This window comes from Streptomyces sp. NPDC002057 (genome assembly GCF_040296665.1).
GTDB lineage: Bacteria > Actinomycetota > Actinomycetes > Streptomycetales > Streptomycetaceae > Streptomyces.
In genome coordinates this window covers 96,517-109,976 of sequence record NZ_JBEOXR010000016.1, presented here as the reverse complement: position 1 = coordinate 109,976, position 13,460 = coordinate 96,517, and the positions used below count along the sequence as shown (strand labels likewise).

General features: G+C 75.5%; 12 protein-coding genes. 6 read left to right on the top strand and 6 right to left on the bottom strand.

All coding sequences use genetic code 11. The features are described 5' to 3' along the window. Positions 1-73: 73 nt before the first annotated feature. A complete protein-coding gene (locus ABT129_RS15720) occupies positions 74-460 on the bottom strand; it encodes a DUF6479 family protein (protein ID WP_351901078.1) in 387 nt (128 codons plus the stop codon). A gap of 142 nt (positions 461-602) precedes the next feature. Here ABT129_RS15720 and ABT129_RS15715 point away from each other — a divergent pair, with 142 nt between their 5' ends. Continuing rightward, positions 603-1,112, top strand: a complete 510-nt coding sequence (locus ABT129_RS15715; protein ID WP_351901076.1) for a SigE family RNA polymerase sigma factor — start codon at positions 603-605, stop codon at positions 1,110-1,112. A gap of 104 nt (positions 1,113-1,216) precedes the next feature. Further along, positions 1,217-2,512, top strand: a complete 1,296-nt coding sequence (locus tag ABT129_RS15710; RefSeq protein WP_351901074.1) for a hypothetical protein — start codon at positions 1,217-1,219, stop codon at positions 2,510-2,512. A 143-nt stretch (positions 2,513-2,655) separates the two neighbouring features. Here the strand turns inward: ABT129_RS15710 and ABT129_RS15705 are convergent, their stop codons facing one another. After that, a complete protein-coding gene (locus ABT129_RS15705) occupies positions 2,656-4,347 on the bottom strand; it encodes a bifunctional 3'-5' exonuclease/DNA polymerase (protein WP_351901073.1) in 1,692 nt (563 codons plus the stop codon). Between the two features lie 85 nt (positions 4,348-4,432). After that, positions 4,433-5,677, bottom strand: coding sequence for a helix-turn-helix transcriptional regulator (locus tag ABT129_RS15700; RefSeq protein WP_351901071.1), 1,245 nt, complete (start codon positions 5,675-5,677; stop codon positions 4,433-4,435). Positions 5,678-5,829: 152 nt separating this feature from the next. On the opposite strand from ABT129_RS15700, the gene ABT129_RS15695 reads away from it, so the two are divergent. Together ABT129_RS15695 and ABT129_RS15690 are read left to right on the top strand one after the other, a co-directional pair. Continuing rightward, positions 5,830-6,756, top strand: coding sequence for an NADP-dependent oxidoreductase (locus tag ABT129_RS15695; protein ID WP_351901069.1), 927 nt, complete (start codon positions 5,830-5,832; stop codon positions 6,754-6,756). A gap of 134 nt (positions 6,757-6,890) precedes the next feature. Then, the gene (locus ABT129_RS15690) at positions 6,891-7,481 is read left to right on the top strand and encodes a GNAT family N-acetyltransferase (protein WP_351901067.1); all 591 of its coding nucleotides are present in this window, start codon (positions 6,891-6,893) and stop codon (positions 7,479-7,481) included. Between the two features lie 179 nt (positions 7,482-7,660). Here the strand turns inward: ABT129_RS15690 and ABT129_RS15685 are convergent, their stop codons facing one another. The 3 genes from ABT129_RS15685 to ABT129_RS15675 form a co-directional block, all read right to left on the bottom strand. Then, positions 7,661-9,859: an FtsX-like permease family protein gene (locus tag ABT129_RS15685; RefSeq protein ID WP_351901065.1), complete on the bottom strand. Its 2,199-nt coding sequence runs from the start codon at positions 9,857-9,859 to the stop codon at positions 7,661-7,663. After that, positions 9,853-10,767, bottom strand: coding sequence for an ABC transporter ATP-binding protein (locus ABT129_RS15680; protein WP_351901063.1), 915 nt, complete (start codon positions 10,765-10,767; stop codon positions 9,853-9,855). The genes ABT129_RS15685 and ABT129_RS15680 overlap by 7 nt, the downstream gene beginning before the upstream one ends. Positions 10,768-10,951: 184 nt before the next feature. Then, positions 10,952-11,794 carry an NAD(P)H-binding protein gene (locus tag ABT129_RS15675; RefSeq protein ID WP_351901061.1) on the bottom strand — a complete coding sequence of 281 codons (843 nt, stop codon included), beginning with the start codon at positions 11,792-11,794 and terminating at the stop codon, positions 10,952-10,954. 73 nt (positions 11,795-11,867) lie between these two features. Here ABT129_RS15675 and ABT129_RS15670 point away from each other — a divergent pair, with 73 nt between their 5' ends. Next, on the top strand, positions 11,868-12,257 hold the full coding sequence (locus ABT129_RS15670) for a winged helix-turn-helix transcriptional regulator (RefSeq protein ID WP_351901059.1): 390 nt from the start codon (positions 11,868-11,870) through the stop codon (positions 12,255-12,257). Next, a complete protein-coding gene (locus ABT129_RS15665; RefSeq protein ID WP_351901057.1) occupies positions 12,236-13,408 on the top strand; it encodes a DUF2786 domain-containing protein in 1,173 nt (390 codons plus the stop codon). The genes ABT129_RS15670 and ABT129_RS15665 overlap by 22 nt, the downstream gene beginning before the upstream one ends. Positions 13,409-13,460 lie beyond the last annotated feature (52 nt).

Below are 13,460 nucleotides of genomic sequence, written 5' to 3'. Positions count from 1 at the left end.
GGCAGGGCGCGACCTCGTCGGGGTACCCGGGACGGGTACCCCGACGGGATGCGACAGGCATCGCCGTACCCGGTCAGTCGCCGTGTCCCGTGCCGCCGCTGCCGAAGCCGCCGCTGGAGATGCCGCCCCACTTGCGCTTCTCCTCGGTCGGCGGGTCGGGTGACGTCTCCGTGCCGCCCGATTCCCTGAGCTGGTACGGCATGAGGCGGTGCGCGCCGTCGGTGTGCGGCATCTCGCTCGGCCTGCGGTACTCGGACATCTCGCCGGGCAGCTGGTCCGTCTCGGGCCGGTGCGGCTGCTCATCGGCCCTGGGTGCCGCGGATTCGCGGTTGCGGACCCGGAAGCCCAGCCAGAAGGCCGCGATCAGGACGGCGACGAGAACGAGGCCGCCGAGAAGCTGTCCGAGGCCTGACTGCCAGACTCCCGCAGCCAGCGTGGGTGCTGCGCTGAGAGTGTTCATACTCCAGAGTTACCCGTTTTCAGCCCTTTTGGACGCATTGCGCGGAACAACCCTCGGATTTCCCTGAAACATTTGCGCGCCCCCGTCGCGTCAATGAGGTGTACGGCGACCACGCCACGTGACCGCGAGGGAAAGGAGGGGCATGAGAAAGTCCCGCGCGGACGAGTTCCTGGAGTTCGCCTCCGCACGCACGGGCCACCTGTTCCGCTCGGCGTGCCTGCTGACCAGCGGTGACACCCATCTGGCCGAGGACCTCACCCAGGAGACGCTGGGCCGGATGTACGCCCTCTGGGGCCGCATGGCACGGATCGGGAATCCGGCCGCGTACGCCCAGACCGTGCTCGTCCGCACGTTCCTCAGCCACCAGCGGCGCCGCTCGGCGACCGAGCGCCCCCTCGGCGAGCTCCCCGACCGGGCCCCCGACACCGGCGAGGACCCGGCCCTGCGCATCGCCCTGCTCGACGCCCTGGCCGGGCTCGCGCCCAAGGACCGTGCGGTCGTGGTGCTGCGGTACTGGGAGGACCGCAGCGTCGAGGAGACCGCCGACGCCCTGCACGTCAGCTCCGCCGCCGTCCGCACCCGTTCCGTACGGGCGCTCGCCAAGCTGCGGCAGCGGCTCGGGGGCACCATCACCGAGTTCGCCGCCCGCTGACCACGTTTCCCGCTTCTGCGGCGCGACCCGTCCCGTCGGTCGTCGCGCCGGCCGCTCCCACCCCCACCCCCGCACACCCACCAACCGGAGACGGTGAATTCGACATGCCCCAGAACGAAGCCCCCCAGCCCGACGGATTCGAGGAGGAGCTCGGTGCCGTCCTGCGCAGCACCGGCGACGGCTTCGCCGCCCACGACCGGCGCGAGCTGGTCTCGGGCGGACTCCAGCGCGGCCGCCGCCGGCTGCTCCGCCGCCGTCTCGCCGTGACCGGTGGCGCCCTCACGCTCGCCGCCGTCGGCATCGGCGGTGTCTACGGCGGCTCCCTGCTCTCGCCCGCCGGGAGCCCCGAGCGGGTCTCCGTGGCGGCGAGCCCCAAGAAGACCGCCGAGCCCGGCAGCGACGCGAGCGGGCAGGCCGAGGCCGCCGGGAAGCCGGGCGAGGCCCGGATCCCGGTCAAGGACCTCGCGGCCGTCCTCAGGGCCAACACCCCGGCCGGCTCATGGGAGATCGACAACCCGGACGGCAGGGGCCAGTCCGTCCTCGGCGTCTACGACGACGGTAAGGGCAGGGCCGCCGTCTCCGTCGGCCTCTACCGGAGCGGCACCGGTGAGGCGGGCGAGGACCAGGTGGCATGCCCGTCGAGGGTTCACGTCCCCTACGACGACTGCACCAGCAAGCGGCTGCCGGGCGGCGACCGGCTCATGGTCCTCCAGGGGTACGTGTACCCCGACAAGCGCGAGGAGACCAAGAACTGGCGGGCGGTCCTGCTCACCAAGGACGGCTTCCTGATCGACGCGAGCGAGTACAACGCCGCCGGGGAGAAGGGCGCCGCGATCACCCGCGAGAACCCGCCCTTCAGCGCCGCCCAGCTGAAGGCCCTCGTCACGGCCGACGGCTGGCGTCCGCTGCTCAAGCAGCTGCCCCGCAACCCGCACAACCCGGGTGGCCAGGTCGAGCCGGAGGCGTCCTCGGAGCCGAGCGGTCCCGCCGTCCAGGCCACCCTGCGCTCCCTCCTGCCCAAGGGCCTCACGGTCACCGACAAGGGCGGGGACGCCGGCTACGGCTTCCTCGTCGTCGACGACGGCAAGGGCAGGAGCCTCGTCCAGATCAACGTCCAGCCCGGCATGTCCGGTGCGGCCGGCGACCTCTTCGGCAGCGGGGACGTCACCGTCCTGCCCGACGGCCGCAGGGTGAAGCTCACCCAGCAGCCCGGCGAGAAGGGCGGCTCGGGCGTGGTGTGGTGGACCGCGGACACCATGACGCCCGAGGGGTTCCGGGTGGTCGTGTCCGCCTTCAACACCGGTGCGCAGCACCAGGACGCCACGCGTGCCGAGCCCGCGCTGACGATGGAGCAGCTGAGGACGATCGCGCTGAGCCTGAGGTGGCAGAAGCTGAACTAGCGAGGAGACGCGGGGGGATGCCGCCGGCGGGGGAGGGGCGGGGAGGGGGTGGTGGGTCCGTCGGGTCGGCGGGGCCGCCGCCCCCTTCCCCGTGCCTGCCCTTCCCCGTGCCCGCCCGTCTCCGCGTCCGCCCGTCTCCGCGCCTACTTGGCGTCCGCGTACCGCTCGACCGTGGCCGTCGTGAACGGGAACCGCACCGGCGTCTCCCCGAACGCGATCCGTCCCGCCTCGTCCCCCGCCGCCCGGATCGCCGCCGTGACCGCCTCCGCCTCCTCCGCCGGACAGTGCACGATCACCTCGTCGTGCTGGAAGAACACCAGCTCCGCCCGCAGACCGGCCAGCGCCCGGCGCAACGACGCCAGCATCAGCAGCGCCCAGTCGGCGGCGCTGCCCTGCACCACGAAGTTGCGGGTGAACCGGCCCCGCGCCCGCGCGTTGCCCGAGGCGTACCCGGGGACGAACTCGCCCTCGGACGCGACCGGTTCGCCGCCCTCCTGCGGAAGGCCCGCCTCCTCGGCCTCGCCCGCTCCCACCGCCCGGGGGCTCGTCCTGCCCAGCCACGTCCGCACGAGCCGGCCCTCCTCGCCCGCCTTCGCCGCGTCGTCGACATACGCCACCGCGCGCGGGAAGCGGCGCCGCAGCGCCGCCAGGTTCTTCAGGCCGTCGCCGCTGGTCTGCCCGTAGATCGCGCCCAGGAGGGCGATCTTGGCGTGGTCGCGGTCGCCGGAGAAGGCCCGGTCCGAGAGCCGGGTGTACAGGTCGTCGGGGTGCCCCGCGACCTCCATCAGACCCGGGTCCCGGGAGATCGCGGCGAGCACCCTCGGCTCCATCTGGTCGGCGTCGGCCACCACCAGACGCCAGCCCGCGTCCGCGACCACCGCCCGCCGGATCACCTTCGGGATCTGCAGGGCCCCGCCGCCGTTGGTCGTCCACCGCCCGCTGACCGTGCCCCCCGGCAGGTACTCCGGCCGGAAGCGGCCGTCCCGCACCCAGTCCTGCAGCCACGACCAGCCGTGCGCCGTCCAGATCCGGTACAGCTTCTTGTACGCGATCAAGGGCTTCACCGCCGGATGGTCCAGCTCCTCCAGCTCCCAGCGGCGGGTCGACTTCACCCGCACCCCGGCCTGCGCGAAGGCCTTCACCACATCGGCGGGCAGGTCCGGCCGGACCCGGCGCCCGAAGGCGGCCGACACCTCGTCCGTGAGCTCGGCGAGACGGCGCGGCTCGCCCCCGCCCGCGTACCGCTCGCCCAGCAGTTCGTTCAGCAGGTCCCGGTGCACGTCCGCCCGCCACGGCAGCCCCGCCCGGTGCATCTCCGCCGCCACCAGCATCCCCGCCGACTCGGCGGCCGTGAGCAGCCGCATCCGGCCCGGGTGCTCCGCCCGCTCGTGGCGCCGCAGCTGCTCCGCGTAGACCGCGAGGAGGGCGTCGAAGGGGACGGAGACCACGGGGCGCGGCTCGAAGAGGAAGTCCTGCGAGCCCGGCTCGGCGCCCCGCTGCGGGGGGTCGGGCGGCACCGGAGCGTTCCGCAGGCGCGCCCAGGCCGCCGCCGCCGATCGGGGCTCGCCGAGCCGCCCCTCGTGCCCCAGGAGCAGCTGCTCGGCGTCCTCCATGTCGTAGCACCGCTCGACGCGGACCCCGGCGGCGAGCAGCCGGGGGTACACCTCGGCCGTCGACCGCCACACCCAGCGGGTGACCTCGGGCCTGGCCCGCACGGCCGCCACCAGGTCCGGCTCGCGCCGCACGTCCCCGGCGGGCAGCCCGTCGGGGCCGAGGGGTACGAGCAGGGCTCCGTCCCCCTCCGCCTCGGCGGCGAGGGCCCACCTGTCGGTCATGGGTGCGAGTCTGGCAGGCGGCACTGACAGCGGGCGGTGAGGCGGGGTGGCGGCGCGGCGGCGTGACGGCCTCGCGCCCCCGGCTCTACGCCGCCGCGTGGAACAGCGCCGCCGCCTCGCCCCGGGAGGCGACGTGCAGTTTGTTCAGGATGTTGGCCACGTGGAACTTCACCGTCGACTCGCTGATGTGCAGTTCCTCGGCGATCCGGCGGTTGCGGTGGCCGAGGGCGAGGTGGCGCAGGACCTCGACCTCCCGCTCGCCGAGGCCGGTCAGCGGGTGGGCCGCCTCGACCGGGGCGGCGGGGGCCGCCAGGGGGAGTACCGCCGTGATCGTCGTGCCCCAGCCCGGGACGGCGTCCAGCTCCAGCCGCCCGCCGAGCACGTCGAGCCGGTCCCGGATCGTGCCCGCCCCCAGGTCGCAGGGGGCGAGCGCGCCCGCGCCGTCGTCCCGTACGGAGGCCCGCAGCTCGTGCTCGGTCAGCTGCCAGCCGACGTGGATCCGGCGCACCGCGTCCTGTTCGAGCACGATCAGGAGCAGGGAGCGGACGATCGCCCGCGCGCTGTGCGCCACGTCCGCCGCGAGCGAGCGCTCCGAGTCCGGCGCGCCCAGGTCGAGCCGGACCTGGCTGTGCCGCAGCATCGGCCGCAGCTCGGCGGCGAGCCGTTCGAAGGCGTCCTGGGCTGGCTCCTCCGCGACCGCCCGGTCCCGTCGCTGGGCGGCCCGCATCTCGATGAGCGCCGAAGCGGCCAGGTCGGTCGCGGTCGTCCGGGCCGTCGTGTCGTCGAGGGCGCGGCTGCGCAGGACCCCGAGGACCCCGGAGAGCGCCGCCGTGTGCGAGGCCGTCAGTTCCGCGATCACCCGGGCCCGGGTGTCGGCGGCCGCCCGCGACCGGGCGAGCGCCCCGGGCATGGCCTCCGTCGCGAACCGGTCGAAGTGGCCGGACACCAGGTCCCACAGGGCCTGCGCCACGGCGAGTCCGGCCGCGTCCGCCGGGGCGGCGCCGTCCTCCCGTACGAGCACGAGGACCGCCCCGCGCCGGGTCGCGTGGCTGGTGACCGCGACGGCCTCGCGCTCCCGGCCCCCGAGCGTCGCCCGGCCCTGCCAGGGGCTCCCGGGGACGCCGGCCGCGAGCAGCGGGGCGAGTTCGGCGGCGGTGAGCAGCTCCGTACCGCCGAGCGTCTTGAAGGGGGAGTGGGCGCAGTGGGTGGAGAGTTCGGCCGCGTCCACGTGCGGGACGAGCGGGGCGAGGGCGGCCGAGACCGCGGGGAGGATCTCCCCGAGGGGCTGCCGGATGATCTCGTACGCGGTGGTCAGCGTGAGCGCGTCCATGCGGTCGAGCGTACGCGGGGAGGGCCGGGTCCCGGCTGGTCTTTCGGGTGGGTGGGACTGGCCGTTGGGAGGGCGGGGCGCGGGTCGCCGCGGGCGCAGGCTGGGTCTCGTCGGAGAGCGGGAACCGTGAACAGGCGGCTGTGGAGGCTGAGATGGAAGCGATCGTGTACGAGGAGTTCGGCGGCGCGGAGGTGCTGCGCCACGCGACCGGCGTCACCGTGCCGGAGCCCGGCCCCGGCGAGGTCCGTGTGAAGGTGGCGGCCGTCGGCCTCAACCCGGTGGACTGGAAGCGCCGTCACGGCTGGGTCGAGGCGTTCTACCCGACGACGTTCCCGGCCGTCCCGGGCCTGGAGTTCGCCGGCACCGTCGACAAGCTCGGCGAGGGCGTCACCGGCCTCGCCGTCGGCGACGAGGTCCTCGGCTGGACCCGTACCGGCTCCTACGCCGAGTACGCCATCGCCGGCATCGTCGCGCCCAAGCCCGCCGGGCTCTCCTGGGAGGCCGCCGCGAGCCTCCCGGTGGCCGGCGAGACCGCGCAGCGCGTCCTGGACCTGATCGGCGTACGGGAGGGCGAGACGCTCTTCCTGCACGGCGCGGCGGGTGTCGTCGGCTCGGTGGCCGTCCAGCTCGCCGTCGCGGCCGGGGTGCGGGTGATCGGCAGCGCCTCGGAGTCCAACCACGCGTACCTGCGGGAACTCGGCGCGATCCCGGTGGCCTACGGGGAGGGTCTGGCCGACCGGGTCCGGGCCGCCGCCCCCGACGGTGTCGACGCGGTCTTCGACGCTGCGGGCCACGGCGTGCTGCCGGTCGCGATCGAGCTCCTGGGCGGGGCCGACGCGCCGAAGGAGCGGATCGCGACGATCGCGGACGCGGACGCCGAGCGGTACGGGATCGTCTTCTCGGGGGTCGTCGGCGACCCGGACGCCGTACGGGCCGGACTCACGGCCCACGCCCGTGCGGCGGTGGAGGGGACCCTCGCGGTCCGGCTCGCCGAGACGTTTCCCCTCAAGGAGGCTGCGCGCGCCCAGGAGTTGAGCGAGTCGGGGCACGTCCGGGGGAAGCTGGTCCTGCTTCCGTGAGACCCCCGGGGGCGTGGGACCCGCACGGGGACCGGTGCCCCGGACCCGGGAGAGAACCCCACCGGGCACGCGCCTCGGGAGTGAGAGGATCCCTCCGCCGTGAGAGCTGGTTCCGACCGTGGAGGGCGACGACGATGTACGCGATACCGCTGGGAGACGACGGCGCGGAGCTGCGCCCGCTCGAACCGTGGCAGGCCGACGAGTTCCTGGCGCACATGGACCGGGGACGCGAGTTCATCGGCGCGCGCAACGGACTCCCCGACGTCGTCACGGACCTGGAGTCGAGCCGCGCCTTCCTCCGGCTGTACGCGGAGAAGGTGGCCGCCGACACGGGGCGCATCCACGGCATCTGGTCCGACGGGACCCTCGTCGGCGCGGTGATCCTCCGGAAGCTGGACGTCGCGGGCGGCACCGCGGAGGCGGGCTGCTGGCTGGAGCCCGCCGGCGTCGGCAGGGGTCTGGTGACCCGGGCGGCGCGGACGCTCGTCGACTGGGCGATCGAGGTGCGCGGGGTCCACCGCGTGGAGTGGGTGGTGTCCTCCGGCAACGCGCCCAGCATCGCCGTGGCCCGCCGCCTCGGGATGTCCAGGGACGGCGTCCTGAGGGAGAGCTACTCCTACCGGGGCGAGCGCCACGACGAGGAGGTCTGGTCGGTCCTCGCACGGGAGTGGAGGGCGGCGAAGGCCGCGAAGGCGGCGTCGGGGGGCGGGGGCGTGCCCTCGTAGGACGGGCTTGCCGTCCGGGGCCGGGTCGGACGCGGGTCGGGGGGCGCGTCCGGGGCCGGATCGGGCGCGGGTCGGGGGGCATGTCGGAGGGTGGGGCCGGCCGGGCGGCCGTGCGGGTGGACGGGGCGGTGACCCGGCTCCGACCCCGGTCACCGCCCCGTCCGTCCCACCATCGCCGCTCAGCGCGTCAGGCGCCACGCGGGGAGGGCCGACGCGGCGACCGCCACCGTCGCGCACACGCCCGCCGCCGTGCCGACCATGCCCCACGGGAGGGCCAGGACCACCGGTGCCGAGAGGGCGGCGAGCCCCGCTCCCAGGGTGCCCAGGACGAGCGCGGTCACCGCGAGGCCGAGCACGGTGCCGATCGCCACGGCGAGCGTCGCCTCGCCCGTCACGACCCGCAGGACCTGGGCCCGGGTCGCCCCGGCCAGCCGGAGCGAGGCCAGTTCCCCACCGCGCACGGACGTCGCCATGAGCAGGGTGTTGGCGAGGCCGATCACCGTGTAGACCAGCGCGATGCCGAGGACGAGGAGCAGGCCGAGCCGGGTCTGCGGGCTGCCGGCCGGGGGGCGTTCGGCCTCGGCCCACGCGTCGGCGGTCCTGACGGTGCCGCCGCTCGCCGCGAGCGCCTCCACCGTGGCCGTACCGCCGCCCCGTGCCTCGATCCGGTCGGGGGCGGAGCCGGGGGCGTTCGCCCGGGTGACGTACGGCCCGTTGTCGCCGGTCCCGAGGGCGAGGACGGCCGCGATCCGGAGCCGTACCGGACCGGTCCCGTCCGCGCGCCAGACCTCGACGGTCTCGCCCACCCGGCGCCGCTCGAACTCCTCGTTCACGACGATCGACCGGTCGTCGAGGTCCCGCAGGTCCCCCGCGACCACGGGCAGCCGGGCGAGCTCGGCGAAGGCCGCCGGGTCGGTGACCGCCCGCGCCCCGTACTTGACGACGGCCGCGTCCCCGTCCCGTACGAAGACGGAGGTCGGCCCGGTGGGGGAGACGACCGCCCCGGGCGGCGGCGTCACCGGCCTGAGACCCCCCGCGCCGCCGTTCGCCGCCGCCGCGCCGGTCACGACGTACCGCGCGGCCGTCTGCTCCCGCGCCTCCACGCCCTTCGCGTGGGTGACGCTCGTCGCCGAGCCGAACAGCGTCCCGGCGAGCGCCACGGTCACGAGGACGGGGGCGGCGACGGCGGCGGTACGGCGTACGGAGGCCGCGCTGTTCTCCCGTACCAGCGTCCCCACGGCACCCCGCAGCCGCAGCAGTCGGGCCACCGGCCGGACGAGCAGCGGGGAGAGCAGGGCGATCCCGGTGATCAGGAGCATCGGCAGGGTCGTGTACGTCTTCCGCTTGAGCAGCGCCGACGGGTCCGTGACGCACGTCCAGACGAGGAGCCCGAGACCGGTCGCGACCAGTCCCGCGCCGAGCAGGGCCCGGCCGAGGGGCAGGGCGTCGGCGTCGACGTCCGCCTCCCGGAGCGCGGCCGTGGGGCCGACCCTCCCGGCACGCCGGGAGGCGGCGACCGCCCCGGCGAGGGCGACGGTCACACCTGTCCAGAAGGACGCGTGGAAGGGCCAGGCCGGCCCGCCGACCGAGAACCACTCCGGGGCCAGACCGCTGTCGACGAGGGTCCCGGCGAGCAGGGGCGCGCCCAGGGCGCCGAGGGCGCATCCGGCGGCCGAGGCGAGCACGCCGAGCACCGCGGCCTCGGCGAGGAGGAGCCGCCGGATCTGCCCGGGGGTGGCCCCCGCGGTCCGGAGGAGCCCGAACTCGCGGCGGCGCAGCGCCACGGCGAACGCGAAGGTGGAGGCGACGACGAAGACGGAGACGAAGGCGGTGACGCCGCCGGAGGTGCCGAGGAGGGCGTTGAGGGCGAGGAGCGCTTCGGCGTCCCGCTCGGGGTCGGGGTCGGCGCGCCGCCGGTCGTCGCCGGTGAGGACCTGGGCGCGGTCGCCGACGAGCGCCCGGACCTCGGCGGCGGGGGCGTCCACGCCCACCGCGTCGGGTCCGGTGGGTTCGGGTGTCCCGGATCCGGGCCCGCCGGAGGCGGAGGGGCCGGCGGCGAGGGTGCCGGAGGTGGTGACGGTCCAGCGGGCGCGGAGCTCGCGGAGCAGCTCACTGTCCACAGGCTGTGGACGGTCGAGCCGCTGCGCCACGGACACCGTCTCGGGCCCGCGCCGCACGTCGAGCGTCAGCCGGTCCTGACCCTGCACCACGACGGGCGAGGACGCGAACCGCTGGGGAGAACGCTCGGGCGCGTGAAAGGTGGCGGAGAGGCCGAGCCCCATGGTGGTGAGCAGCCCCACGCCGAGCGCGAGGGCGACGAATCCGCCGAGGAAGGAGGCCCAGCGGGCACGCAGGCCGGAGAGGACGACGGTCAGCACGAGGGGCTCCCGGCGGCGGTACGGGGGGTGAGGGCGGGGGCGGTGGGGCGGGCCGGGCCCACCGGCCGGGCCGGGCCCTCGGGGTGCGCAGGTCTTGTGAGTCCTGTGGGTCCCGTGGGTCGCGGCGGCTCCGGCAGGCCCGCCGGGACCGTCTCCAAGGTCGTCATGCGGGCCGCGACCGCCTCCACCGTCGGGGCGGGCAGTTCGTCCGCCACGCGGCCGTCGACCAGGAAGACCACCCGGTCCGCGCGGGCCGCCGCCACCGGGTCGTGGGTGACCATGACGATCGTCTGCCCGTCCCGGTCGACCAGCTCCCGCAGCATGTCGAGCACCTCGCGGCTCGTCGTCGAGTCGAGCGCCCCGGTCGGCTCGTCGCCGAAGAGGACGGCCGGGCGGGTGATCAACGCGCGGGCGATCGCCACCCGTTGCTGCTGTCCGCCGGAGAGCTCGCCGGGCCGGTGCCGCTCCCGCCCCGCGAGTCCGACCCGGGCCAGCGCCTCGCGCACCTCCGTACGGGAGGGGCGGCGGCCGGCGAGACGGAGGGGCAGGGCCACGTTCTGGGCGGCCGTCAGGGCGGGCAGCAGATTGAAGGACTGGAAGACGAAGCCGATCCGGTCCCGCCGGAGCAGGGTCAGACGCCGCTCGCTCAGCCCCTCCAGGGCGACCCCGCCGACCTCCACCTGTCCGGAGGTGGGCCGGTCGAGCCCGGCGGCGCACTGCAACAGCGTGGATTTGCCGGAGCCCGAGGGGCCCATGACGGCGGTGAAGGTCCCGGCGCGGAAGTCGAGGTCGACGCCGTCGAGAGAGCGGACGTCCCGGTGGTGACGGGTCAGTCGGCGGAGCCGTACGGCGGCGGTGGGGGCGGGCGGAGAGGGCTGTGCGGCGGCGGTCCGGGCTGTCGAGGTCATGCCCCAAGCGAACCGTCTTCCCCGCCGCCGATCACGACCACTGCCGGGTGTCCGGGGGGTAGGGCCAGGCCTACCCCGGGACGGCCCGGAGGGCTGCGCCGGACGCTCGCCGATCCTGCGCGGGAAGCCCGTCCGATCCTGCGCGGGAAGCCCGTCGGGCCCGCGCCGCGACGGTCACCCGCGCCTACGCCGCGGCGTCGCCGGAGGCTTGCCCCGCCCGTACCGCCTTCACGAACACGTCCAGCGCGTCCAGTGGTTCGCGGCCGTCGAGCAGGGTGCGCAGGTCGCTCTCGACCCCCGTACCGTCCAGGAAGCCGTGGGCGATCGCCGAGTACGTGCTCGCCAGCATCGGCACCTGGAAGGGCACCGCACCGGAGGCGGCGACGGCGGCGCGGGCGTCGGCGAGCGTGCCGGGGGCGTACGTGGCACCCAGGGCCGCCGCCAGGTCGGCGCCGCCCAGGGCGCGTTCGCCGACCAGTTCGTACACCCGGTTCCGGTGGGCGGCCGGGGCCGTCGCCACCGAGACGGCGACGTCGGCGAGGTCCTCGCGGGCGACGGCGGCGAGACGCCCCTCGCCGAGGGGGCCGGTGATCCGGCCGTCGGCGTCGGGCGCCGCGATCCAGGTGAGGAACTCGGCGTAGAGACCGTTGCGGAGGATCGTCCAGTCGAGCGTGGCCGAACTCCGCAGCCGCCGCTCGGTCCAGCGGTGCGCGAGCGCGTACGTGAGGTGGTCGCCGTCGCCGGACAGGCTCGTGTAGACCACGTGCCGGACGCCCGCCCGCTCGGCGGCCGAGAGCGCGGCGCCGTGGCGGGCGACGACCGTGTCGTCCTCCCCGTACCCGGCGGATATCAGCAGCAGCGTGTCCACCCCGGCGAAGGCCGCCGGCAGTGTCCCGGGGGCGTCGAAGTCGAGCCGGCGGGTGCCGGGCAGCCCCGCGCGCGTACCGAGGACGACGTCCTCGCGGCCGGCGAGCCGGTCGGCGACGAGTGAGCCGAGAGCGCCGGAGACACCGGTGACCAGCAGCATGTTTTCCCCCAGGGGTCGAGATGGCTGAGACCATCGTGGGGGGACGGAGAAGATCGCGTAAGGAGGCACATCCATGTCCGAGGGGCACACGGAGGTAACCACCGAGCCCTTGGTGAGCTGTGCGGAGGACTGTGGGGTGCGGGACGTCCAGGACCGGCTCGGCGACAAGTGGACCGTGCACGTGGTCGTCGAACTCGCTCCCGGGCCACGGCGGTTCAGGGAACTCCAGCGGCTGGTCACCGGGGTCTCGCAGCGGATGCTGACCCTGACCCTGCGCCGACTCGAACGGGACGGCCTCGTCTCGCGGACGGTCTACCCCACGACGCCGCCGCAGGTCGAGTACGCCCTGACGGAGACCGGCCACAGCATGACCCACCTGATCAAGCAGCTCGTCGACTGGTCGCTCGATCACCGCGCGGTGATCGCCCGGTCGCGCGAGGCATGGGACACGAGGACGGCGTGAGCACCACGGACGGCGTGAACACCACGATCGACAAGGCCTTCGAGGCGCTGTACGCGAGCGACGACGGGTCGCTCGACACGGCGGCGTCGCTGCTGGCCGCCGACCGGAGCGCGGACGCCGCGCTGACGCGTCGCGGCGAGGAGTTCGTGCGGACCCTGTGGGGGCGGGGGTGGCAGCCCGCGGACGTCGTGCGCATGGCGCGCCGCGACCTGGCGGACGAGCACCTCAGGGTCCTCACCGGCCTGATCCGCGGCGAGACCGCCCGCTACGAGCGGCTGCCGCACCGCTGGCAGGCGCAGCTCGACGAGCTGGACGCCGCCCCCGGACGGCCGACGGACCGCTTCTCGTACGCGACGACCGTCCTGGAGCTGTACCGGCTCCTGGTCCGGCTGCCGCGGCTCGACGCGGTCGGCCCGGTCCCCGGACAGGCGCTGCCGCCGGCGGTCGCGGGAGAGCCCCGGACGCTGAGCCGGATCAGGGCGCTGCTCGCGAAGGCGGAGGCGACGGGGTATCCGGAGGAGGCGGAGGCCCTCACGGCCAAGGCGCAGGAGCTGATGGCGCGCCACAGCCTGGACGAGGCGACGCTCGCGGCGGGCGCGCCGTCCCCGGAGACACCGGGGGCGATCCGGATCGGGGTGGAGCCGCCGTACGAGCAGGCGAAGGCGATCCTGCTGGACGCGGTGGCGACGGCGAACCACTGCCGGGCGGTGTGGAACGAGGCGTACGGCTTCTCGACGGTGGTCGGCTTCGAGGCGGACCTCGACCCGGTGGAGCTGCTCCACACCTCGCTGCTCGTCCAGGGGCAGGCGGCGATGACGCGGGCCGAGGCGGAGCAGCGGGCGGGCGGCCGCAAGCGCACCAAGTCCTTCCGGCAGTCCTTCCTCCTGGCGTACGCGAACCGGCTCGGCACCCGGCTGTCGGCGACGTCCCGCCGGGTCGCCGCCGAGGCCCCGAGCCTCCTCCCGGCCCTCGCCTCCCGCGACCTGGCGGTCACCTCCCGCACGGACGAACTCTTCCCGGAGACCCGCTCCACGCGGGTGCGTGCGGCCTGGGACGAGGAGGGCTGGACCCACGGGGCGTCGGCGGCGGACCGGGCGGGCCTGCACCCGGGGCGGCGGGGCATCGGGGAGCGGGGAGGGGACGGGCGCTGAGGCGGGGCGTCAGCGCCGCCCGTGCCGAGTCCCGCCCTCGGGCGGCAGCGCC